Here is a 23,358-nt window from a genome sequence, read left to right on the forward strand (position 1 = left end):
GGGAACTGCCAGGCATCAATTAAGAAGAACCCCGTACCGTAAGGTGCGGGGTTTTTTGCTTTGCACGTTCTGAAAAGTCGGGTGGTGGCCCAGCCTTACCCGCCCTACATGCTTTTCCTCCTTGAAACTTTCTCACCTTTCGCTTGCAGACTCGACATTAACCCCGTTTCTGGGTATCGTTAGCTGTCTGGATGTCTAAACGTTTATACGTATGCTGTGAGGATTTAAGGTTATGCCGATTCGGGTGCAGGACGAGCTACCAGCCGTCAATTTCTTGCGTGAAGAGAATGTCTTCGTAATGACAACTTCGCGTGCTTCTGGTCAGGAAATTCGCCCGCTGAAGGTGCTGATCCTTAATCTGATGCCAAAGAAGATCGAAACGGAGAACCAGTTCCTGCGTTTGCTCTCCAACTCTCCGCTTCAGGTTGATATCCAGCTGCTGCGCATTGACGCGCGTGAGTCACGCAACACGCCTGCTGAGCATCTGAATAACTTCTACTGTAATTTTGAAGATATTCGCGATGAGAATTTCGATGGACTGATCGTCACCGGCGCACCGCTGGGTCTGGTGGAATTTAATGACGTTGCCTACTGGCCACAGATCAGGCAGGTGCTGGAGTGGGCAAAAGATCACGTCACGTCCACCTTGTTTGTCTGTTGGGCGGTACAGGCCGCGCTGAATATCCTCTATGGCATTCCCAAGCAAACCCGCAGCGACAAACTTTCTGGCGTATACGAACACCACATTCTTCACCCGCATGCGCTGCTGACGCGTGGTTTCGATGACACTTTCCTGGCCCCGCATTCTCGCTACGCCGATTTTCCGGCACAGCTGATCCGCGATTACACCGACCTGGAAATCCTGGCCGAAACGGAAGACGGCGATGCCTACCTGTTCGCCAGTAAAGACAAACGCATCGCGTTCGTTACCGGCCATCCTGAGTACGATCCGCATACCCTCGCCTCAGAGTATTTTCGTGACGTTGAAGCGGGTCTGAATCCGGATGTCCCGTACAACTATTTCCCGAAAAATGATCCGCAAAACACGCCTCGGGCAACCTGGCGTAGCCACGGAAATTTGCTGTTTACCAACTGGCTCAACTATTACGTCTACCAGATTACGCCGTACGATCTGCGCCACATGAATCCGACGCTGGAGTAATCGTCTGCATTAAACGATCCTAAAGCGTTTCAGCTATTCAGATCAGGCACCTTCGGGTGCCTTTTTTATTTCCGAAATCCAACTCAACATCGAAGAAAACTTTAATTCCATATTAATCATGCAGTTGCGATTAGATATAAATTAAAATGGAAATTGTTTTTGATTTTGGAAAGATTATAGATAGTCTTAATTCTGCTGAGCGAAAACTACACAACGATCTTTCGCTCGCGTCGGGGGCGTGATTTTGGATCTTTGATGAGGAGCAGAACGATGACTCAACAGGCAACAACGGTCGATGAACTGACCTTTACCCAGCCGAATGGTGAACAAGAACAGCAAGTTTTGACGGCAGAAGCGGTAGAGTTTCTGACTGAACTGGTGACTCGCTTTACGCCACAGCGTAATAAACTGCTGGCGGCGCGCATTCATCAACAGCAGGAGATCGATAACGGCAAGTTGCCAGGGTTTATTTCGGAAACCGCTTCCATTCGTCATGGTGAATGGAAAATTCGCGGAATCCCTGAAGATTTACAGGATCGTCGCGTAGAGATCACCGGTCCGGTAGAGCGCAAAATGGTGATCAACGCCATGAATGCCAACGTCAAAGTATTTATGGCGGACTTCGAAGATTCCCTCGCGCCGGACTGGCAGAAAGTTATCGACGGGCAGATCAACCTGCGCGACGCCGTCAACGGCACCATCAGCTATACCAACGAAGCCGGTAAAATTTACCAGCTCAAACCGAATCCGGCGGTGCTGATCTGCCGCGTACGCGGTCTGCATTTGCCAGAAAAACACGTCACCTGGCGCGGAGAAGCGATTCCGGGCAGCCTGTTCGACTTTGCGCTGTACTTCTTTCACAACTATAAAAACCTGCTGGCGAAAGGCAGCGGCCCCTATTTCTATCTGCCGAAAACCCAGTCCTGGCAGGAAGCGGCGTGGTGGAGTGAAGTCTTCAGCTACGCAGAAGACCGCTTTGGCCTGCCGCGCGGCACCATTAAGGCCACGCTGCTGATTGAAACCCTGCCTGCCGTATTCCAGATGCATGAGATCCTCCATGCGCTGCGTGACCATATTGTGGGCCTGAACTGCGGCCGTTGGGATTACATCTTCAGCTACATCAAAACCCTGAAAAACCATGCCGACCGGGTATTGCCGGATCGTCAGGTTGTCACCATGGATAAACCGTTCCTCAGCGCCTACTCGCGCCTGCTGATTAAGACCTGCCACAAACGCGGCGCCTTTGCGATGGGCGGTATGGCGGCGTTTATCCCGAGCAAAGATGCAGAGCGTAACAATCAGGTGCTCAACAAGGTGAAAGCCGATAAAGAGCTGGAAGCCCGTAATGGCCACGACGGGACGTGGATTGCCCATCCTGGTCTGGCCGATACGGCGATGGAAGTCTTTAACCGCGTACTCGGCGACAACAAAAACCAGCTGTTTGTCACCCGTGAAGACGATGCGCCAATCGCAGAAGAACAGTTGCTGGCGCCGTGTGCGGGCGAACGCACGGAAGAGGGGATGCGCGCCAACATTCGCGTCGCCGTGCAGTACATCGAGGCATGGATCTCAGGCAACGGCTGCGTGCCGATCTACGGCCTGATGGAAGATGCCGCCACGGCGGAAATTTCACGTACCTCCATCTGGCAGTGGATCCATCATCAAAAAACGCTCAGCAACGGCAAACCGGTAACCAAAGCCCTGTTCCGTCAGATGCTGGCCGAAGAGATGCGGGTCATCCAGGACGAACTGGGCGAGCACCGCTTCAGCAGTGGGCGTTTTGACGATGCCGCACGTCTGATGGAGCAAATCACCACCTCTGATGACTTAATCGACTTCCTGACCCTGCCGGGCTACCGCTTCCTGGCGTAATTCACCACATAACAATATGGAGCATCTGCACATGAAAACCCGTACCCAACAGATCGAAGAGTTACAAAAAGAGTGGACCCAACCGCGCTGGGAAGGCATTCGCCGTCCGTACAGCGCAGAGGAAGTGGTGAAGTTACGCGGCTCGGTTAACCCGGAATGTACGCTGGCGCAGAACGGCGCGGCGAAAATGTGGGATCTGCTGCATGGAGGAGCTAAAAAAGGCTATATCAACAGCCTCGGCGCACTGACTGGCGGTCAGGCATTGCAGCAGGCGAAGGCCGGCATTGAAGCTATCTATCTTTCCGGCTGGCAGGTCGCGGCGGATGCTAACCTGGCTGCCAGCATGTATCCGGATCAATCTCTTTATCCGGCGAACTCGGTGCCGTCAGTGGTGGATCGGATCAACAATACCTTCCGCCGTGCGGATCAGATCCAGTGGGCTGCGGGTATCGAACCTCACGATCCGCGCTTTATCGACTATTTCCTGCCGATCGTCGCCGATGCGGAAGCCGGTTTCGGCGGCGTGCTGAATGCCTTTGAGCTGATGAAATCCATGATTGAGGCCGGTGCAGCGGCCGTTCACTTTGAAGATCAGCTGGCGTCGGTCAAGAAGTGCGGGCATATGGGCGGGAAAGTGCTGGTGCCAACCCAGGAAGCGATCCAGAAGCTGGTTGCCGCGCGTCTGGCTGCTGACGTGCTCGGCGTGCCGACGCTGGTGATTGCCCGTACCGATGCAGACGCGGCTGACCTGATCACCTCTGACTGCGACCCGTACGACAGCGAATTCATTACCGGCGAACGTACCAGCGAAGGGTTCTATCGCACGCATGCCGGTATTGAACAGGCGATCAGCCGCGGCCTGGCGTATGCCCCTTACGCCGACCTGGTCTGGTGTGAAACCTCCACGCCGGATCTGGCGCTGGCGAAGCGCTTTGCCGATGCGATTCATGCGAAGTATCCGGGCAAGCTGCTGGCCTATAACTGTTCGCCGTCCTTCAACTGGCAAAAGAATCTGGACGATACGACTATCGCCAGCTTCCAGCAGCAATTGTCAGATATGGGCTACAAGTACCAGTTCATCACCCTGGCGGGTATCCACAGCATGTGGTTCAACATGTTCGACCTGGCGCACGCCTACGCGCAGGGCGAAGGCATGAAACACTATGTTGAGAAGGTGCAGCAGCCAGAATTTGCGGCGGGCAAAGAAGGATATACCTTCGTTTCGCACCAGCAGGAAGTGGGAACCGGCTACTTCGATAATGTGACCACGATTATTCAGGGCGGGTCCTCCTCCGTCACGGCATTAACGGGCTCGACGGAAGAAGCACAGTTCTAATCTTTTCCCCCTCTCCCCCCTCGGGGAGAGGGTTGGGGTGAGGGGGAATATATGTCGCGTGGTCTGGAATTACTGATTGCCCAAACTATTTTGCAGGGCTTCGATGCCCAGTATGGCCGCTTTCTGGAAGTCACCTCCGGCGCGCAACAGCGTTTTGAACACGCCGACTGGCATGCGGTTCAGCAGGCCATGAAGCAGCGTATCCATCTTTATGATCACCACGTAGGTCTGGTGGTGGAGCAACTGCGCTGTATCACCGACGGTAAAAGCCCGGATGCGGAATTTTTACTGCGCGTGAAAGAGCATTACACCCATCTGTTACCCGACTACCCGCGCTTCGAGATTGCGGAGAGCTTTTTCAACTCCGTCTATTGCCGGTTATTTGACCACCGCTCATTATCTCCTGAGCGGTTATTTATCTTCAGCTCCCAGCCGGAGCGCCGCTTCCGTACCATTCCGCGTCCGCTGGCGAAAGATTTCTTTCCCGATCGCGGCTGGGAAAAGCTCCTGCACCGCGTCTTAACGGATTTGCCGCTGCGCCTGCCGTGGGAGAATAAACCCCGGGATATCGGCTATATCCACGCATATCTCAGTGAAACCTTCGGCGAGGAGGTGCTCAGCCGCAGCCATTTGCAGGTTGCCAACGAGCTTTTCTACCGGAATAAGGCCGCCTGGCTGGTGGGCAAACTGGTTACGCCGACAGCTATCGTGCCGTTTCTGCTGCCGATTCACCGTACCGACGACGGCGAACTGTTTGTCGATACCTGCCTGACCACCGGCGCCGAGGCCAGCATCGTATTTGGCTTCGCCCGTTCCTATTTCATGGTCTATGCCCCACTGCCTGCCGCCCTGGTGGAGTGGCTGCGCGAGATCCTGCCGGGCAAAACCACCGCCGAGCTGTATATGGCGATTGGCTGTCAGAAGCATGCCAAAACGGAAAGTTATCGGGAATACCTGCGTTATGTCACCACGGCTGATGAGCAGTTTATCGAAGCGCCGGGGATCCGCGGCATGGTGATGCTGGTTTTCACACTGCCGGGCTTCGACCGCGTGTTTAAGGTGATTAAGGATAAATTTGCCCCGCAGAAAGAGATGACCGCCGCTCACGTCCGCGCCTGCTATCAGCTGGTTAAAGAGCACGATCGCGTCGGGCGAATGGCGGATACCCAGGAGTTTGAAAACTTTGTGCTGAATAAGCAGCAGATCGATCCGGCGCTGATGTCGCTGCTAATGCAGGAAGCGCCGACGAAAATTACCGATCTTGGCGATAAGATTGCGATTAGCCATCTCTATATCGAACGCCGGATGGTGCCGCTAAATATCTGGCTGGAGCAATCCGAAGGCCAGGCTTTACGAGACGCCATTGAAGAGTACGGCAATGCGATTCGCCAGCTTGCCGCCGCCAATATTTTCCCCGGCGACATGCTGTTTAAAAACTTCGGCGTCACCCGTCACGGGCGGGTGGTGTTCTACGATTACGATGAAATTTGCTACATGACCGAGGTGAACTTCCGCGATATCCCGCCGCCGCGCTACCCGGAAGATGAACTGTCCAGCGAGCCGTGGTACAGCGTATCGCCGGGCGATGTGTTTCCGGAGGAGTTTCGCCACTGGCTTTGTGCCGACCCGCGCATCGGGCCGCTATTCGAAGAGATGCATGCCGATCTGTTCCGCGCCAGCTACTGGCGCGGGCTGCAAACGCGGATCAAAAATGGGCACGTGGAAGATGTCTACGCTTACCGCCGCAAGCAGCGGTTTTGCATCCGTTTTTCTCCCTCTCCCTGTGGGAGAGGGCAGGGGTGAGGGCATCAGGCCGCAGTGCAGCCCCATCGCCCGGTGGCGCTGCGCTTACCGGGCCTACTGTCCCAATGTTCGCCTGAACCCAATTTAACGAATCCCACCATACGCCAGCGTCACCTCTTTCGCGGCCTTAATCACCATCGCGCCCAGCTCGGTGACGCGGTCGTCGGTCATGCGTGAAATCGGCCCGGAGATGGAGATGGCGGCAAACGGCTCGCGGTGCTCGTCAAAAATGCAGGACGCGAGGCAGCGCAGCCCGAGGGCATGTTCTTCGTCATCAAACGAATAGCCGCGCTTGCGGGTCAGAGCCAGATCTTCTTTCAGATGCACGGGCGACACCAGCGTGGCGTGGGTATAGGCGTGCAGCCCTTTACGGTGCAGCAGCCCCGTTACCTGCTCTTCGCTCAGCTGCGAGAGAAACGCTTTCCCTGCGCCAGAGGCGTGCATCGGCAACTTGCCGCCAATCGGCGCGGACATGCGCATCAGCTGTGTACACTGCACCTGGTCGATGATAATCGCCTGGTGATCGCTCTGATCCAGCACGGCCAGGTTTACCGTCTCGCCGGACTCCTCCATTAGCTTGCGCAGAATCGGGTGGACAATCGCCAGCAGGTTGCGGCTTTGCAGGAAGCTGCTGCCGACAATAAATGCATGCGCCCCCACCGCCCAGTGTCCCAGCTCGCCCACCTGACGCACGAAGCCCAGCTGCTGCATGGTGGTCAGCAGACGGTGCGTGGTGGAGTTCGGCAGGCCAGCCTGCTGCGCCAGCTCCGTCAAGGCCACGCTACCATGCGATTCGGCTATCCATTCCAGCAGCTTCAGGCCGCGCGTCAGGGATTGAACCTGTCCGCCAGGTTGTGCAGCGGTGGTTGCAGCAGGTTTTCTGCCGCGTTTAGCGGGAACGGTCGTAACCATGACGAACTCCTTTTTCTGTATCGTGGAAATCATTTTCGTTTTATTTGGTGGTTTTGCAACCGCTTTCCTGACTGATCGGAGGAGTGATAGTGAACATGTCTCATGTTACCGCTGTGTGACTTTTCGACCCTGCGAGATTATGCCAGTATGGAACGCAGCCTTTTGGCCATGTTGAGCGTTGTCGGGAGCAAGTGTGAGCAGCAAAGTAGAGCAACTGCGTGCGCAGTTAAATGAACGAATTCTGGTGCTGGACGGCGGCATGGGCACCATGATCCAGGGCTATCGTCTGAGTGAAGACGATTTCCGCGGCGAGCGCTTTGCCGACTGGCCTTGTGACCTCAAAGGAAACAATGACCTGCTGGTGTTAAGCAAACCGTCTGTCATCAGGGATATCCACAACGCTTACTTCGAAGCGGGTGCGGATATTGTTGAAACCAACACCTTCAACTCGACAACCATCGCCATGGCGGATTACCAGATGGAATCCCTGTCGGCGGAGATCAACTTTGAAGCGGCGAAGCTGGCGCGCGTCTGCGCCGACGAATGGACGGCCCGTACGCCGGACAAGCCGCGCTACGTAGCCGGGGTGCTGGGCCCAACCAACCGCACCGCGTCGATTTCTCCGGACGTCAACGACCCGGCGTTTCGGAACATCACCTTTGACCAGCTGGTGGCCGCGTATCGTGAGTCCACTAAAGCGCTGGTGGAAGGCGGTTCCGATCTGATCCTGATTGAAACCGTATTCGACACCCTCAACGCCAAAGCGGCAATTTACGCGGTGAAAGAGGAGTTCGAGGCGCTGGGCGTTGACCTGCCGATCATGATTTCCGGCACCATCACTGACGCTTCTGGCCGTACACTGTCCGGCCAGACAACCGAAGCGTTTTATAACTCCCTGCGCCACGCCGAAGCGCTCTCCTTCGGCCTGAACTGCGCGCTGGGGCCGGACGAACTGCGCCAGTACGTGCAGGAGCTTTCGCGCATCGCAGAGTGCTACGTCACCGCCCACCCGAACGCCGGTCTGCCGAACGCGTTCGGTGAATACGATCTCGATGCCGACACCATGGCGGCGCAAATCCGCGAATGGGCCGAATCTGGTTTCCTCAACGTCGTCGGCGGCTGCTGCGGCACCACGCCTGAGCATATCGCCGCCATGAGCCGCGCCGTCGCCGGGCTTGCACCGCGCAAGCTACCCGAGCTTCCGGTAGCCTGTCGTCTGTCCGGCCTGGAGCCGTTGACCATCGGCGACGACAGCCTGTTTGTGAACGTGGGTGAACGTACTAACGTTACCGGTTCTGCGAAGTTCAAGCGCCTGATCAAAGAAGAGAAGTACAGCGAAGCGCTGGACGTTGCCCGCCAGCAGGTAGAAAGCGGCGCGCAGATCATCGATATCAACATGGACGAGGGGATGCTTGATGCCGAAGCGGCAATGGTGCGTTTCCTCAACCTGATTGCCGGTGAGCCGGATATCGCCCGCGTGCCGATCATGATTGACTCTTCCAAATGGGAAGTCATCGAAAAAGGGCTGAAGTGCATTCAGGGCAAAGGCATCGTTAACTCCATCTCGATGAAAGAGGGCGTCGATACCTTTATCCACTACGCGAAGCTGGTCCGTCGCTACGGAGCCGCCGTGGTGGTGATGGCCTTCGATGAAGTGGGCCAGGCCGATACCCGCGAGCGCAAGATTGAGATTTGCCGCCGCGCGTACAAAATTTTGACCGAAGAGGTGGGCTTCCCGCCGGAAGACATCATCTTCGACCCGAACATCTTCGCCGTCGCGACCGGCATCGAAGAGCACAACAACTACGCCCAGGACTTTATCGGCGCGTGTGAAGACATTAAACGCGAGCTACCGCATGCGCTGATCTCCGGCGGCGTGTCAAACGTGTCGTTCTCGTTCCGCGGTAACGACCCGGTGCGTGAGGCGATCCACGCCGTGTTCCTCTACTACGCCATTCGCAACGGGATGGACATGGGGATCGTCAACGCCGGCCAGCTGGCAATTTACGACGATCTGCCAGCCGAGTTGCGCGACGCCGTAGAAGACGTGATCCTCAATCGTCGTGACGACGCCACCGAACGCATGCTGGATCTGGCGGAAAAATACCGCGGGAGTAAATCTGACGAATCAGCCAACGTTCAACAGGCCGAGTGGCGCGCCTGGGACGTGAATAAGCGTCTGGAATACTCGCTGGTGAAAGGCATTACCGAGTTTATCGAGCAGGATACCGAGGAAGCGCGTCAGCAGGCCGCCCGTCCGATTGAAGTGATCGAAGGGCCGCTGATGGACGGCATGAACGTGGTCGGCGATCTGTTCGGCGAGGGCAAAATGTTCCTGCCGCAGGTGGTGAAATCCGCCCGCGTCATGAAGCAGGCGGTGGCGTATCTGGAACCCTTTATCGAAGCCAGCAAAGAGAAGGGCTCCAGTAACGGTAAAATGGTCATCGCCACCGTGAAGGGCGACGTACACGACATCGGCAAAAACATCGTTGGCGTGGTGTTGCAGTGTAATAACTACGAAATTATCGATCTTGGCGTGATGGTCCCGGCGGATAAAATCCTCAGGACCGCGCGCGAAGTGAATGCGGATCTGATTGGTCTTTCCGGGCTGATTACGCCTTCGCTTGACGAAATGGTCAACGTGGCAAAAGAGATGGAGCGCCAGGGCTTTACCATTCCGCTGCTGATTGGCGGGGCAACCACCTCGAAAGCCCACACGGCGGTGAAAATCGAGCAGAACTACAGTGGGCCGACGGTGTATGTCCAAAACGCCTCGCGCACCGTGGGCGTGGTCTCCGCGCTGCTGTCCGACACCCAGCGCGATGACTTTGTCGCCCGCACCCGCAAAGAGTATGAAACCGTCCGCATTCAGCATGGACGTAAGAAACCGCGCACGCCGCCGGTTTCGCTTCAGGCGGCGCGCGATAACGATCTGGCGTTCGACTGGTCCAGCTATACGCCGCCGGTCGCACACCGTCTGGGCGTGCAGGACGTGACGGCCAGCATCGAAACGCTGCGTAACTACATCGACTGGACGCCGTTCTTCATGACCTGGTCGCTGGCGGGCAAATATCCGCGCATTCTTGAAGATGAGGTGGTGGGCGAAGAGGCGAAGCGCCTGTTTAAAGATGCTAACGACATGCTCGACAGGCTGAGCGCAGAGAAAGCCCTCAATCCACGCGGCGTGGTGGGGCTGTTCCCGGCGAACCGCGTGGGCGACGACGTGGAAATCTACCGCGATGAAACCCGCACCCACGTGCTGGCCGTGAGCCACCACCTGCGCCAGCAAACCGAGAAAGTGGGCTTTCCCAACTACTGCCTGGCGGATTTCGTCGCACCGAAACTCTCCGGTAAAGCCGACTATATCGGTGCCTTTGCCGTAACCGGTGGTCTGGAAGAAGACGCGCTGGCGGATGCGTACGACGCGCAGCACGATGATTACAACAAAATCATGGTGAAAGCGATCGCCGACCGTCTGGCGGAAGCCTTCGCTGAGTACCTCCACGAGCGCGTACGTAAGGTGCACTGGGGCTACGCGGCGAATGAGAATCTCAGCAACGAGGAGCTGATCCGCGAAAATTACCAGGGCATTCGTCCGGCGCCGGGGTATCCGGCCTGCCCGGAACACACCGAGAAGGGCACTATCTGGAAGTTGCTGGACGTCGAAGCGCATACCGGCATGAAGCTCACCGAGTCGTTCGCCATGTGGCCGGGCGCGTCCGTTTCTGGCTGGTACTTCAGCCATCCGGACAGCAAGTACTTCGCCGTGGCACAGCTTCAGCGCGATCAGATTGAGGATTACGCCTTGCGCAAAGGCATGAGCGTGTCAGAGGTGGAACGCTGGCTGGCGCCGAATTTGGGCTACGACGCAGACTAACGTCACTTTTCCTTACAACAAACAGGGCACCGCTATGGTGCCTTGTCTCTTTCTTACGTTTAAACCCTTATACTGAACCTCAGGAAAACGAATAACGATAAGGAGGAATGCCTACCGTGTTGACGTTGTTACACCTGCTCTCCGCAGTCGCACTGCTGGTATGGGGCACCCATATCGTTCGTACCGGCGTGATGCGTGTGTTTGGCGCACGTTTACGTACCGTTCTCAGCGGCAGCGTTGAGAAGAAGCCGCTCGCCTTCTGCGCGGGTATTGGCGTCACGGCGCTGGTGCAAAGCAGCAACGCCACCACCATGCTCGTCACCTCGTTCGTGGCGCAGGATCTGGTGGCGCTCGCCCCGGCGCTGGTGATTGTCCTTGGCGCCGACGTCGGTACCGCGCTGATGGCGCGTATCCTGACGTTCGATCTCTCCTGGCTGTCGCCGCTGCTGATTTTTATCGGCGTCATTTTCTTCCTCGGCCGTAAGCAAAGCCGTGCCGGGCAGCTTGGCCGCGTCGGTATTGGCCTCGGGCTGATCCTGCTGGCACTGGAGCTGATTGTGCAGGCTGTCACGCCGATCACCCAGGCCAACGGTGTGCAGGTCATCTTCGCCTCGTTAACCGGCGATATTATGCTGGATGCGCTGATCGGCGCGGTATTCGCCATCGTCAGCTACTCCAGCCTGGCAGCGGTCCTGCTGACGGCGACCTTAACCGCCGCAGGGGTAATTTCCTTCCCGGTGGCGCTGTGCCTGGTGATCGGTGCCAACCTCGGCTCTGGCCTGCTGGCGATGCTCAACAACAGCGCCGCCAACGCTGCCGCCCGCCGGGTGGCGCTGGGGAGTTTACTGTTTAAGCTGGTGGGTAGCCTGATCATTCTGCCGTTTGTGCACCCGCTGGCGAACCTGATGGATAATCTCTCTCTGCCGAAAGCGGAGCTGGTGATCTACTTCCACGTCTTCTACAACCTGGTGCGCTGTCTGGCGATGGTGCCGTTTGCCGCGCCGATGGCCCGCTTCTGCGAGCGGCTTATTCGTGATGAACCGGAGCTGGACGCGCGCCTTAAACCGAAGCATCTGGACACCTCGGTGCTGGATACTCCTGCGCTGGCAATCGCCAATGCCGCCCGCGAAACGCTGCGCATGGGCGACGCGATGGAAACCATGCTGGAAGGGCTGCAAAAGGTGATGCACGGCGAGCCGCGCGAAGAAAAAGAGCTGCGCAGGCTGGCGGACGATATCAACGTGCTGTATACCGCCATCAAGCTCTATCTGGCGCGGATCCCCCAGGACGAGCTGGCGGAAGAGGAGTCGCGCCGCTGGGCGGAAATCATCGAGATGTCGCTTAACCTGGAGCAGGCTTCGGATATTGTCGAGCGTATGGGCAGTGAAATCGCAGACAAATCCCTGGCCGCACGCCGGGCGTTTTCTGTTGAAGGGCTGAAAGAGCTGGAAGCGCTGCACGAACAGCTGGTCAGCAACCTGAAGCTGGCGATGTCGGTCTTCTTCTCCAGCGACGTGCCGAGTGCGCGCCGCCTGCGCCGCAACAAGCATCGTTTCCGCATCCTTAATCGCCGCTACTCACACGCCCACGTTGAGCGTCTGCACCAGCAGAACGTGCAGAGTATCGAGACCAGCTCACTCCACCTGGGGCTGCTGGGGGATATGAAGCGTCTCAACTCGTTGTTCTGTGCGGTGGCGTACAGCGTGATGGAGCAGCCGGATGAAGACGATGAGCGGGATGAGTATTAATCTCTGAAAGCGCCTCGCAAAACCCTTTTGTGAGGCGTGACACCTTCTAAAGAGCAATTCATTCTTAAGGCCTTATATTTTTAAGGGAATAGAAAATGCTCGTTTATTACGCTACACTTCGCCAATTCATGCGCATTCCAATGGGGGTTATCATGCGCACTACTAATGGCATTAAAAAATCTGTCAATGTTTCGTTAGCACCAGAAGTTCTGGAAGAAGCGCGACGTCTTAAACTCAATCTCTCTGCTGTACTCACGGCCGCTCTACAGGAGCAGTTTCGGGCGCATCAGCGCGCAGAGTGGTTAGCAGAAAATAAAGCGGCTATAGAGGCCATCAACCAGTGGGTTGATGAAAACGGCTCCTTTAGTGACTTTCAGAGGTCATTCTGATGGAGCAATATTTTGCTTATGCGAATGAAGGTAATGGGAAAAAAGCATATCCATGGCTTATTAATATGCAGCATCCTGTTGCTAATGTGATGAAACATGTACTGGTTGCTCCCGCCATTGAATTAAGCCAGTTGGGCGGCATTCGTCCGCCTGCGAAAGTGTGCCCTGTCGTTGAAATCGCGGGTAAGTCCTGCGTTGTCATGATGCATATGCTGTCAGGCATCTCTTCAAAAGAGTTAGGTGAACGCGTTGCCGATCTTACTAACAGCAGTGCTTCATTGCGGGATGCACTCGATTTTCTGATCAGCGGTTACTAGGACTTTTTTGTCAGGCGCAAGGTAAGGTATATTTCGCCCTTCACAGGAGAAACTATGCTGCCAACTCAATCAACCCGATTAAACAAATACATTAGCGAGAGCGGGATCTGCTCACGTCGCGAGGCTGACCGTTACATTGAACAGGGTAACGTGTTTCTTAACGGCAAACGCGCCACCATTGGCGATCAGGTAGTGCCTGGCGATGTGGTGAAAGTGAATGGTCAGGTCATCGAACCGCGTGATGCCGAAGACCTGGTGTTTATCGCGTTGAACAAGCCGGTTGGGATTGTCAGCACTACGGAAGATGGCGAGCGGGACAACATCGTTGATTTCGTGAACCACAGCAGCCGTATTTTCCCGATTGGCCGTCTGGATAAAGACTCTCAGGGGCTGATTTTCCTTACCAACCACGGTGACCTGGTCAACAAAATTCTGCGTGCCGGTAACGACCATGAGAAAGAGTACATTGTTACGGTGAACAAGCCGGTCACGGACGAGTTCATCCGGGGAATGGGCGCAGGCGTGCCGATTCTGGGCACCGTGACGAAGAAGTGTAAAGTCAGAAAAGAGGCGCCGTTTGCGTTTCGTATCACGCTGGTGCAGGGCCTGAACCGCCAGATCCGCCGCATGTGCGAGTACTTCGGTTATGAAGTGACGAAGCTGGAACGCACGCGCATCATGAACGTCAGCCTGTCCGGGATCCCGCTGGGCGAGTGGCGTGACTTAACGGATGACGAGCTGATCGAGCTGTTCAAACTTATCGAGAACTCCTCGTCCGAAGCGAAGCCGAAAGCTAAAGCCAAACCGAAAACGCAGGCGATTAAGCGTCCGGTGGTGAAGGCACCGCAGGCGGAAGAGAAAGGGCGGGGCAAGCCGGGCAACGGAAAACGCTTTACCCAGCCGGGGCGCAAAAAGAAAGGGCGCTAATTAGCGCCTTCCACGGGTTGATGTGCTGGCGGACCAGGAAAAAGTCGCCTCTGCATCGGGTTTATACGCCTGCTCTTTTTTCAGCTTGCGGGCTTTTTTCGCCGCGGCATCACGTTGCGCCATCAGTTTATCGATGTACTCTTTTTTAACCTGATTGGTTTCGGCGTTCGTCAGCGTGCGGCCATGCGCGATGCGGGCGCGGTCGAGAAGCGTTTTCAGTTCGCGCTGCTCGGCTTCCGTCATGTCTTTCTGGGTCAAACGTGGTGTAGCCATTGCTGAAGCCTCCTGATGGGGAGGCTTCAGTGTAAAGCAAGCCGTGTCAATTAACCCTGTTTCACCGCATCTTTTTTCGGTTGGTCATCAATCGGCTTACCGGACCAGTATCCTGCTAACAGCGAACCGGACAGGTTGTGCCAGACAGAGAACAGCGCCCCCGGTAGCGCTGCCAGCGGTGAGAAGTAAATTTTACCCAGCGCCGCCGCCAGGCCGGAGTTCTGCATCCCCACTTCGATCGCCAGCGTGCGGCAGGTGGATTCGTCAAAGCCAAACAGCTTTCCGCCCCAGTAACCGCCCAGCAGACCAATAGTGTTATGCAGCACAACCGCGACGATCACCACAAAGCCCACCGAAGCAATGTGCGATGCGGAACCGGCTACCACGGCGCTGATAATGGCCAGTATGCAGACCATCGAAAACGCGGGCAGATACGGCTCAACCGCTTTCACTACCCGCGGGAAGAGATGGTGGATCACCAGCCCCAGCGCAATCGGGATCACCACGATTTGCAGGATGCTGAGCAGCATGCCCATCACGTCCACCTGGATATGCGCGTCCACATACAGGCGGGTTAACAGCGGCGTGGCAATCACGCCCACCAGCGTGGAAACGGACGAGATGGTGACGGAGAGCGCCACGTCGCCTTTCGCCAGATAGATCATGACGTTAGATGCCGTACCGCTGGCGACGCTCCCCACCAGCACCATCCCGGCGGAAAGGTCGGGCGGCATCTTAAAGGCCATCGCCAGCAGCCAGGCCGCGAGCGGCATCACCAGGTAGTGCAGGAAAATCCCTGCGGCAACCGGTGCCGGGCGAGACAGCACGCGTTTGAAATCGTCAATTTTCAGATGCACGCCCATGCCGAACATAATCAGCATCAGCAGCGTGGTGACCCACGGACCAATGCCCGTGAACGTGGCAGGAGTGTAATACGCGAGTACAGAGAGCAGCAGCGCCCATAACGGGAACAGCCGGGTGATAGCGGAGAGCATAGTGAATTCCTTGCAGTATTGTCGTGTTGTTTTGTTATAAAAAAGCCGGGTCTGTGCCCGGCTTATTGATATTGTTTATCGTGCTAACGAATTTTATTCAAACAAATTCTGATGAAGTTTCTGCACGACCTGCTCGGCCTGATCGGCAGGGACCAGGAAGCAGAGGTTGTAGCTGGACGCGCCGTAGCAAATCATGCGGATATTGAACGGGTCGAGCACGCCGAACACCTCTTTGCCCACGCCGCACGCGCGTGACAGCTTATTACCGATGATGGCCACCAGCGCCAGATCTTCTTCCACCTCCACGCGGCACAACTCGGAAAGCTCAATCAGCAGCGACTGCGTCAGCAGGGTGTCGCCGGTAGAGGTGGAGCCGGTGGTGTCGAGCGTCAGCGCGATGCTGACTTCTGACGTGGTGATCAGGTCCACGGAGATATTGTGGCGCGCCAGGATGCCAAACACTTCCGCCAGAAATCCACGGGAGTGCAGCATATTATGGCTGTGCAGGGTAACCAGCGTCTGCTTACGACGCAGGGCCAGCGCGCGGAACAGCGGCGGGTTCTCGGTTTTCTTGCAGACCAGCGTCCCGCCCGCCTTTGGATCTTTACTGGAGCCAACGAAGACCGGAATGTCGCTGCGCACGGCAGGCAGCAGCGTGGCCGGGTGCAGCACTTTCGCGCCGAAAGTCGCCATTTCAGCCGCTTCTTCAAAGGCGATCACGTCAATACGTTTTGCCGCAGAGACCACGCGCGGGTCGGTGGTGTAGATACCCGGCACGTCCGTCCAGATATCCACGCGGGTGGCGTGCAGGGCTTCACCCAGCAGGGCGGCGGTGTAGTCGCTGCCGCCACGGCCCAGCGTGGTTGTGCGCCCTTTGGCTTCGCTGCCGATAAAGCCCTGGGTGATCACTATGCCTTCATCCAGGCGCGGGGCAAGCTGCTGGTTAGTCAGCTCAGCCAGGGCTTCCACGTCCGGCTCGGCGCGGCCAAAGCGGTCGCTGGTGCGCATCACTTTACGCACGTCGAACCACTGCGCCTGAATATTGCGCTCGCGCATGATCTCAACGAACAGCAGTGTGGACATCAGTTCGCCGTGGCTGACCAGTTCATCGGTCAGTGCGCTGGAGGTGGCCAGCGACGCGGCTTCTGCCAGGGTGGTGATATTTTCCAGCAGGCGTTCCACTTCCTCACGAATGACGTTCGGGTTTTGCAGACGCTCGAGAATGTCGAACTGAATTTTGCGCAGTGCATCCAGCTTCACGAAACGCTCGGTCGCTTCCAGTCCTTCAGACAGGGAAACCAGCAGGTTCGTCACGCCGGCTGAGGCGGAAAGCACCACCAGGCGGGTATTCGGATCGGCCAGCACCACATCGGCGCTGCGGTTCATGGCATCGTAGTCTGCCACACTGGTGCCGCCAAACTTGGCGACCACAAAACTCGTCATAACAACCTCGTGTCAGGGAATGAATAGAGCGACCTTGGCACAAGAATGAAGCGAGAACAGGTGCAGGCGCAAAATACGGCCCTATAAATAAAATGCGGGGGAGGTCCTGTCAATGCTGGGATTATGCGGATTTTTCATGGGGGGGTACCCCTCAGAAACAGGACTTATAACAGGCCCATATTTTATGCTCCTTTTTCCCCCTTTTTGACCAACATTTCGCCACGCCGGAAGGGCGCGACAGCAGCTATACTTTTCGGGTCTTTTCACCTGCGTTTGATGCAGACCAGGGCAATGGCATAAAAACCATCACAATTTTTATTTGCAGGCGCTACAATCGACCGCAGTCACAATTCTCAAATCAGAAGAGTATTGCTATGAAAAACATCAACCCAACGCAGACCGCTGCATGGCAGGCACTACAGAAACATTTTGATGAAATGAAAGACGTCACTATCGCGGATCTGTTCGCGAAAGATGCCGATCGTTTCAGCAAGTTTTCCGCCACCTTCGATGACCTGATGCTGGTGGATTTCTCCAAGAACCGTATCACCGAAGAGACGCTGGCGAAGCTGCAAGATCTGGCGAAAGAGACTGAGCTGGCAGATGCCATCAAATCCATGTTCTCCGGTGAGAAAATCAACCGCACCGAAGACCGTGCCGTCCTGCACGTGGCCCTGCGTAACCGTAGCAATACGCCAATTATCGTAGACGGCAAAGATGTGATGCCGGAAGTGAACGCGGTGCTGGAAAAGATGAAAACCTTCTCTGAAGCGATCATCTCAGGTAGCTGGAAAGGCTACACCGGCAAAGCGATCACCGACGTCGTAAACATCGGTATCGGCGGCTCTGACCTCGGCCCGTTCATGGTGACCGAGGCGCTGCGCCCGTACAAAAACCACCTCAACATGCACTTCGTGTCCAACGTCGATGGGACTCACATCGCTGAAGTGCTGAAAAAGGTGAACCCGGAAACCACGCTGTTCCTGGTGGCGTCTAAAACCTTCACCACTCAGGAAACCATGACCAACGCCCACAGCGCGCGCGACTGGTTCCTGAAAACCGCGGGCGACGAAAAGCACGTGGCGAAACACTTTGCGGCGCTGTCCACCAACGGTAAAGCGGTGGGTGAGTTCGGTATTGATACCGCGAACATGTTTGAGTTCTGGGACTGGGTGGGCGGCCGCTACTCACTGTGGTCTGCGATCGGTCTGTCCATCATCCTGTCCGTGGGCTTCGATAACTTCGTTGAACTGCTCTCCGGCGCGCACGCGATGGACAAACACTTCTCCACCACCGCGCCTGAGAAAAACCTGCCGGTACTGCTGGCGCTGATCGGGATCTGGTACAACAACTTCTTCGGCGCTGAAACCGAAGCGATTCTGCCGTACGACCAGTACATGCACCGCTTTGCGGCCTACTTCCAGCAGGGCAACATGGAATCCAACGGCAAGTACGTTGACCGTAACGGCAATGCGGTGGATTACCAGACTGGCCCAATCATCTGGGGCGAGCCGGGCACCAACGGTCAGCACGCGTTCTACCAGCTGATCCACCAGGGCACCAAAATGGTACCGTGCGATTTCATCGCCCCGGCGATTACGCACAACCCACTGTCCGACCATCATCCGAAGCTGCTGTCTAACTTCTTCGCCCAGACCGAAGCGCTGGCGTTCGGTAAATCCCGCGAGGTGGTTGAACAGGAATACCGTGACCAGGGTAAAGATCCGGCTACGCTGGAGCACGTTGTGCCGTTCAAAGTGTTCGAAGGCAACCGTCCAACTAACTCCATTCTGCTGCGCGAAATCACGCCGTTCAGCCTGGGTGCGCTGATTGCCCTCTACGAGCACAAAATCTTCACTCAGGGCGCTATTCTGAACATCTTCACCTTTGACCAGTGGGGCGTTGAGCTGGGCAAACAGCTGGCAAACCGCATTCTGCCAGAGCTGGGTGACGATAAAGCGATCGACAGCCACGACAGCTCCACCAATGGTCTGATTAACCGTTATAAAGCCTGGCGTGCGTAATAAATATGTCATGAACAATGCCGGCGATATGCCGGCATTTTTTTATCGGATAATTCCTGATGTCTGTTAGTTATCTCAAATTCTGAATCTGAGTTTAATCCGAAAAAGACGGTAACCCCGTTAATTGCTGAGGTTTATTTTAAGAAAATACGGAGTGATATTTTAATGTTCTTATATTATAAATTGTTGATTTATAGTGATTATATATTTCCTTGATTCTTTTTTCCTTCCATTTTTAACCATTAGTCTGAAAACCTCATCCCTATTTACCCCCACGGTAAACCCACTGCTTTAGTTGTGTATACTCGAATCCGCCTGAATTTCTTTTCGGGCAAATCTCCATTCATTCATTGAAGGGAAATTGTTATGAAGAAAGTACTGTATGGCATTTTTGCCATATCTGCGCTTGCGGCGACGTCTGTCTATGCAGCTCCGGTCCAGGTCGGGGAAGCAGCAGGGTCGGCAGCGACGTCTGCGTCTGCGGGGAGTTCTACCGCAGCCAGCACCAGCGCCGTAAGTTCAGCCGTGGGTGTCGCGCTGGCGGCAACCGGTGGCGGTGATGGCTCCAATACCGGAACCACGACCACTACGACGACCAGCACCCAGTAATAACGGGTGTTTTAATCATAACCACACTTCGGTGTGGTTATTTCGCCCCTTCGGAGAAGAGTCGTGAAGCGACCTGCAATCATCCTGATTTGCCTGCTGTTGCAGGCGTGCTCAGCTACCACCAAAGGGCTGGGCCACTCACTGTGGGACAGCATGTTCGGCACGCCGGGCGTGCATCTGACCGATGACGAACTTCAGAACATGCCGTATGCCAGCCAGTACATGCAGCTAAACGATGGTCCGCAACTGTTTGTGGTGCTCGCTTTCGATGAAAACGGGCAGCAGAAATGGGTGACGCAGGATCAGGCCACCATCGTGACACAGCATTCCCGCATCGTGAAAACGTTGCTCGGCGGCGACAACCTGCTTGAGGTGAACAACCTGGCTGAAGATCCGCTCATCAAGCCGAATCAGATCGTCGATGGCGCAAGCTGGACGCGCACGATGGGCTGGACCGAGCATAAACAGGTGCGCTACGCCACAGCCCGCTCCACCTTCCGCTGGGACGGTACGGACAGTGTCAAAGTGGGCAGCGACGAAACGCAGGTGCGCGTGCTGGATGAAGAAGTGACAACCGATCAGGCCACCTGGCATAACCGCTTCTGGGTGGACGAAGAGGGGCAAATCCGCCAGTCCTTACAGTATCTCGGTGCCGGTTTCTTCCCGGTGAAGACCACCCTGATCAAGGCGGCGAAATCATGAAAATGTTCATCCACATTGCGCTTCTCGCCAGCCTGACCTCGCCGCTGGCGTGGTCTGCGGGAACGGTACAGGTCTACACCCCGGACAGCGAAAAACCTAAAACCTTAACCAATGCCGGGCATCTGCTCGATCTGGTGGGGCAGCCGAGGCTGGCGAAAAGCTGGTGGACCGGGGCGGTGATCAGCGAGCGTCAGGCGACGCTTGTAGCGGAACAAAAACATCAGGCGCTGCTCGCCCGACTGAGCGGGCTGGCACAACAGGAAGATGCCGACGATGCCGCGGCCATTACTAGCCTGCGTCAGCAGCTTCAGGCGGTTAAGGTGACGGGTCGCCAGAAGGTGAATCTCGATCCGGATGAGGTGCGTGTCGTGGAAAACGGCAATCCGTCGCTGGAAGGGGACTATACCCTGTGGCTTCCGGCTCAGCCTTCCACCGTCACCGTGATGGGGCTTCTCAGCAGCCCTGGCAAAAAGCCGTTTACGCCGGGCCGGGACGTGGCGAGCTATCTCGACGAGCAAAGTCTGCTCAGCGGAGCGGATAACAGCTATGCCTGGGTGGTCTATCCGGACGGGCATACGCAGAAAGCGCCGGTGGCTTACTGGAATAAACGCCATATCGAACCTATGCCAGGCAGCATCATTTTTGTCGGTTTTGCCGACCATTTCTGGACGAAAGCGTATGACGGGCTTAATGCCGATATCCTTCGCTCCCTGATACAGCGGATACCGGAATAATGAAAAAAACCTATCTCTACAGCATGCTTGCACTGTGCGTGAGTGCCGCCTGTCATGCAGAAACGTATCCGGCACCCATCGGCCCATCGCAGTCTGATTTTGGCGGCGTGGGCTTACTGCAAACCCCAACCGCGCGTATGGCCCGCGAGGGGGAAATCAGCCTTAACTATCGCGATAACGATCAGTACCGTTACTACTCTGCGTCCGTGCAGCTGTTCCCCTGGCTGGAGACCACGCTGCGCTACACCGACGTCCGTACAAAACAGTACAGCAGCGTGGATGCCTTCTCCGGCGACCAGACTTATAAAGACAAAGCTTTCGACGTGAAGCTGCGCCTGTGGGAAGAGAGCTACTGGATGCCGCAGGTCTCCGTTGGTGCGAAGGATATCGGCGGGACCGGCCTGTTTGACGCGGAATACATCGTGGCCAGCAAAGCCTGGGGACCGTTTGATTTCTCGCTTGGTCTTGGCTGGGGCTATCTGGGTACCAGCGGCAACGTCAAAAATCCGTTCTGTACCTACAGCGATAAATACTGCTACCGCGATAACAGCTACCAGAAAGCGGGCTCCATCAACGGGGACCAGATGTTCCACGGCCCGGCCTCGCTGTTTGGTGGCGTGGAGTATCAAACACCGTGGCAGCCATTACGTCTGAAGCTGGAGTACGAAGGAAACGACTACTCGCAGGACTTCGCCGGGAAAATTGAGCAAAAGAGCAAGTTTAACGTCGGCGCTATTTACCGCGTCACCGACTGGGCCGACGTTAACCTCAGCTATGAGCGCGGTAATACCCTGATGTTTGGCTTTACCCTGCGCACTAACTTTAACGACATGCGGCCGCACTACAATGACAACCCGCGGCCAAAATATCAGCCGGAGCCGCAGGATGCGATCATTCAGCACTCCGTGGTAGCGAACCAGCTGACGCTGCTGAAATATAACGCGGGCCTGGCGGATCCAAAGATCCAGACCAAAGGCGATACGCTGTACGTCACCGGCGAGCAGGTAAAATACCGCGACTCCCGCGAAGGGATCGAGCGCGCCAACCGGATCGTCATGAACGATCTGCCGGAGGGGATCCGCACGATCCGCGTGACGGAGAACCGCCTCAACCTGCCGCAGGTCACAACCGAAACCGATGTTGCCAGCCTTAAGCGTCATCTTGAAGGCGAACCGCTGGGACATGAAACCGAGCTGGTACAAAAACGCGTTGAGCCGGTGGTGCCAGAGAGCACCGAGCAGGGCTGGTATATCGATAAATCCCGCTTCGATTTCCATATCGATCCGGTGCTGAACCAGTCCGTGGGTGGGCCGGAAAACTTCTACATGTATCAGCTGGGGGCGATGGCGACGGCGGATCTGTGGGTGACCGACCACCTGTTGACCACCGGTAGTCTGTTCGGCAACATTGCTAACAACTACGACAAATTTAACTACACCAACCCGCCGAACGATTCAAAACTGCCGCGCGTGCGTACCCGCGTTCGCGAATATGTGCAGAACGATATCTACGTGAATAACCTCCAGGCCAACTACTTCCAGTACTTCGGCAACGGCTTCTACGGCCAGGTTTACGGTGGCTATCTGGAAACCATGTTCGGCGGCGCCGGGGCAGAAGTGCTTTATCGTCCTGTCGACAGCAACTGGGCGTTTGGGATTGATGCTAACTACGTGAAACAGCGTGACTGGCGCAGCGCGCAGGACATGATGAAGTTCACCGACTACAGCGTCAAAACCGGCCATCTGACCGCCTACTGGACGCCGTCATTCGCGCAGGACGTGCTGGTGAAAGCCAGCGTCGGCCAGTATCTGGCGGGCGATAAGGGCGGCACGCTGGATATCTCGAAACACTTCGACAGCGGCGTGGTGGTGGGCGGCTATGCCACCATCACCAACGTTTCGCCAGACGAGTACGGGGAAGGGGACTTCACCAAAGGCGTATACGTATCGATCCCGCTGGATCTGTTCTCATCAGGCCCAACCCGCAGCCGTGCGGCAGTGGGCTGGACGCCGCTGACGCGCGACGGCGGTCAGCAGCTTGGACGTAAATTCCAGCTGTATGATATGACCAGCGATAAAAACATTAACTTCCGCTGATGCTTATTTGCCCGGTGGCGCTGCGCTTACCGGGCCTACGAGAGTGTTTTTGTAGGCCGGGCAAACGCAGTGCCGCCCGGCAAGAATGTTCATCTGGACAAAACATAAACAAAAAATATAGATCCCCGTCACATTTTTG

Annotated in this window: 18 protein-coding genes; 14 read left to right on the plus strand and 4 right to left on the minus strand. The window is 56.2% G+C overall.

Annotated elements, in window-relative coordinates:
• The first annotated feature begins 232 nt into the window (after positions 1 to 232).
• The 4 genes from metA to aceK all read left to right on the plus strand — a co-directional run bounded on the left by metA (position 233) and on the right by aceK (position 6,173).
• Positions 233 to 1,162: a homoserine O-succinyltransferase gene (metA, locus tag IM290_RS16990; RefSeq protein ID WP_017382604.1), complete on the plus strand. Its 930-nt coding sequence runs from the start codon at positions 233 to 235 to the stop codon at positions 1,160 to 1,162.
• A 270-nt stretch (positions 1,163 to 1,432) separates the two neighbouring features.
• The gene (aceB, locus tag IM290_RS16995) at positions 1,433 to 3,034 is read left to right on the plus strand and encodes a malate synthase A (RefSeq protein WP_023295752.1); all 1,602 of its coding nucleotides are present in this window, start codon (positions 1,433 to 1,435) and stop codon (positions 3,032 to 3,034) included.
• A gap of 31 nt (positions 3,035 to 3,065) precedes the next feature.
• On the plus strand, positions 3,066 to 4,370 hold the full coding sequence (gene aceA, locus IM290_RS17000) for an isocitrate lyase (protein ID WP_193042118.1): 1,305 nt from the start codon (positions 3,066 to 3,068) through the stop codon (positions 4,368 to 4,370).
• Positions 4,371 to 4,421: 51 nt separating this feature from the next.
• Entirely contained in the window at positions 4,422 to 6,173 is a 1,752-nt protein-coding gene (gene aceK, locus IM290_RS17005) for a bifunctional isocitrate dehydrogenase kinase/phosphatase (protein WP_193042117.1), read from the plus strand.
• A gap of 84 nt (positions 6,174 to 6,257) precedes the next feature.
• Here aceK and iclR read toward each other — a convergent pair whose 3' ends face one another.
• Positions 6,258 to 7,085 (minus strand): glyoxylate bypass operon transcriptional repressor IclR, encoded by an 828-nt coding sequence (gene iclR / locus IM290_RS17010; protein WP_003860353.1) that lies wholly within the window; start codon positions 7,083 to 7,085, stop codon positions 6,258 to 6,260.
• Between the two features lie 193 nt (positions 7,086 to 7,278).
• Between iclR and metH the strand changes: the two genes are divergently transcribed.
• The 5 genes from metH to rluF all read left to right on the plus strand — a co-directional run bounded on the left by metH (position 7,279) and on the right by rluF (position 14,343).
• Positions 7,279 to 10,962, plus strand: coding sequence for a methionine synthase (metH, locus tag IM290_RS17015; RefSeq protein WP_193042116.1), 3,684 nt, complete (start codon positions 7,279 to 7,281; stop codon positions 10,960 to 10,962).
• 116 nt (positions 10,963 to 11,078) lie between these two features.
• On the plus strand, positions 11,079 to 12,710 hold the full coding sequence (locus tag IM290_RS17020; protein WP_003860350.1) for a Na/Pi cotransporter family protein: 1,632 nt from the start codon (positions 11,079 to 11,081) through the stop codon (positions 12,708 to 12,710).
• A 95-nt stretch (positions 12,711 to 12,805) separates the two neighbouring features.
• A complete protein-coding gene (locus IM290_RS17025) occupies positions 12,806 to 13,099 on the plus strand; it encodes a type II toxin-antitoxin system CcdA family antitoxin (RefSeq protein ID WP_193042115.1) in 294 nt (97 codons plus the stop codon).
• Positions 13,099 to 13,416, plus strand: a complete 318-nt coding sequence (locus tag IM290_RS17030) for a CcdB family protein (protein WP_193042114.1) — start codon at positions 13,099 to 13,101, stop codon at positions 13,414 to 13,416. The genes IM290_RS17025 and IM290_RS17030 overlap by 1 nt, the downstream gene beginning before the upstream one ends.
• Before the next feature lie 54 nt (positions 13,417 to 13,470).
• A complete protein-coding gene (gene rluF, locus IM290_RS17035; protein ID WP_003860347.1) occupies positions 13,471 to 14,343 on the plus strand; it encodes a 23S rRNA pseudouridine(2604) synthase RluF in 873 nt (290 codons plus the stop codon).
• Here rluF and IM290_RS17040 read toward each other — a convergent pair whose 3' ends face one another.
• The 3 genes from IM290_RS17040 to lysC all read right to left on the minus strand — a co-directional run bounded on the left by IM290_RS17040 (position 14,344) and on the right by lysC (position 17,054).
• Entirely contained in the window at positions 14,344 to 14,616 is a 273-nt protein-coding gene (locus IM290_RS17040; RefSeq protein ID WP_017382612.1) for a DUF3811 domain-containing protein, read from the minus strand.
• Positions 14,617 to 14,666: 50 nt separating this feature from the next.
• A complete protein-coding gene (gene panS / locus IM290_RS17045) occupies positions 14,667 to 15,611 on the minus strand; it encodes a ketopantoate/pantoate/pantothenate transporter PanS (RefSeq protein ID WP_015570166.1) in 945 nt (314 codons plus the stop codon).
• 93 nt (positions 15,612 to 15,704) lie between these two features.
• Complete coding sequence (gene lysC / locus IM290_RS17050; protein WP_006810501.1) at positions 15,705 to 17,054, minus strand: lysine-sensitive aspartokinase 3; 1,350 nt, start codon at positions 17,052 to 17,054, stop codon at positions 15,705 to 15,707.
• Between the two features lie 374 nt (positions 17,055 to 17,428).
• On the opposite strand from lysC, the gene pgi reads away from it, so the two are divergent.
• The 5 genes from pgi (at position 17,429) to IM290_RS17075 (ending at position 23,219) form a co-directional block, all read left to right on the plus strand.
• Positions 17,429 to 19,078 (plus strand): glucose-6-phosphate isomerase, encoded by a 1,650-nt coding sequence (pgi, locus tag IM290_RS17055; RefSeq protein ID WP_003860343.1) that lies wholly within the window; start codon positions 17,429 to 17,431, stop codon positions 19,076 to 19,078.
• A gap of 366 nt (positions 19,079 to 19,444) precedes the next feature.
• Entirely contained in the window at positions 19,445 to 19,687 is a 243-nt protein-coding gene (gene yjbE, locus IM290_RS17060) for an exopolysaccharide production protein YjbE (RefSeq protein ID WP_003860341.1), read from the plus strand.
• A 63-nt stretch (positions 19,688 to 19,750) separates the two neighbouring features.
• On the plus strand, positions 19,751 to 20,389 hold the full coding sequence (locus tag IM290_RS17065) for a YjbF family lipoprotein (RefSeq protein ID WP_003860339.1): 639 nt from the start codon (positions 19,751 to 19,753) through the stop codon (positions 20,387 to 20,389).
• Positions 20,386 to 21,123 (plus strand): capsule biosynthesis GfcC D2 domain-containing protein, encoded by a 738-nt coding sequence (locus IM290_RS17070; protein ID WP_047734705.1) that lies wholly within the window; start codon positions 20,386 to 20,388, stop codon positions 21,121 to 21,123. Before IM290_RS17065 ends, IM290_RS17070 begins: the two co-directional genes overlap by 4 nt.
• Positions 21,123 to 23,219 (plus strand): YjbH domain-containing protein, encoded by a 2,097-nt coding sequence (locus tag IM290_RS17075; RefSeq protein WP_032103673.1) that lies wholly within the window; start codon positions 21,123 to 21,125, stop codon positions 23,217 to 23,219. Before IM290_RS17070 ends, IM290_RS17075 begins: the two co-directional genes overlap by 1 nt.
• The last annotated feature ends 139 nt before the right edge of the window (positions 23,220 to 23,358 follow it).

It is taken from the genome of Enterobacter cloacae complex sp. S1 (genome assembly GCF_014930525.1).
Lineage (GTDB): Bacteria > Pseudomonadota > Gammaproteobacteria > Enterobacterales > Enterobacteriaceae > Enterobacter > Enterobacter hormaechei_C.

Bases quoted from the DNA above. Each gene is read 5' to 3' on its own strand.
- IM290_RS17040 (WP_017382612.1), bottom strand. From the start codon at position 14,616: ATGGCTACACCACGTTTGACCCAGAAAGACATGACGGAAGCCGAGCAG.
- pgi (WP_003860343.1), top strand. From the start codon at position 17,429: ATGAAAAACATCAACCCAACGCAGACCGCTGCATGGCAGGCACTACAG.
- IM290_RS17070 (WP_047734705.1), top strand. From the start codon at position 20,386: ATGAAAATGTTCATCCACATTGCGCTTCTCGCCAGCCTGACCTCGCCG.
- iclR (WP_003860353.1), bottom strand. From the start codon at position 7,085: ATGGTTACGACCGTTCCCGCTAAACGCGGCAGAAAACCTGCTGCAACC.
- IM290_RS17075 (WP_032103673.1), top strand. From the start codon at position 21,123: ATGAAAAAAACCTATCTCTACAGCATGCTTGCACTGTGCGTGAGTGCC.
- aceK (WP_193042117.1), top strand. From the start codon at position 4,422: ATGTCGCGTGGTCTGGAATTACTGATTGCCCAAACTATTTTGCAGGGC.
- IM290_RS17030 (WP_193042114.1), top strand. From the start codon at position 13,099: ATGGAGCAATATTTTGCTTATGCGAATGAAGGTAATGGGAAAAAAGCA.
- IM290_RS17025 (WP_193042115.1), top strand. From the start codon at position 12,806: ATGCTCGTTTATTACGCTACACTTCGCCAATTCATGCGCATTCCAATG.
- metA (WP_017382604.1), top strand. From the start codon at position 233: ATGCCGATTCGGGTGCAGGACGAGCTACCAGCCGTCAATTTCTTGCGT.
- rluF (WP_003860347.1), top strand. From the start codon at position 13,471: ATGCTGCCAACTCAATCAACCCGATTAAACAAATACATTAGCGAGAGC.
- lysC (WP_006810501.1), bottom strand. From the start codon at position 17,054: ATGACGAGTTTTGTGGTCGCCAAGTTTGGCGGCACCAGTGTGGCAGAC.
- aceA (WP_193042118.1), top strand. From the start codon at position 3,066: ATGAAAACCCGTACCCAACAGATCGAAGAGTTACAAAAAGAGTGGACC.
- panS (WP_015570166.1), bottom strand. From the start codon at position 15,611: ATGCTCTCCGCTATCACCCGGCTGTTCCCGTTATGGGCGCTGCTGCTC.
- yjbE (WP_003860341.1), top strand. From the start codon at position 19,445: ATGAAGAAAGTACTGTATGGCATTTTTGCCATATCTGCGCTTGCGGCG.
- aceB (WP_023295752.1), top strand. From the start codon at position 1,433: ATGACTCAACAGGCAACAACGGTCGATGAACTGACCTTTACCCAGCCG.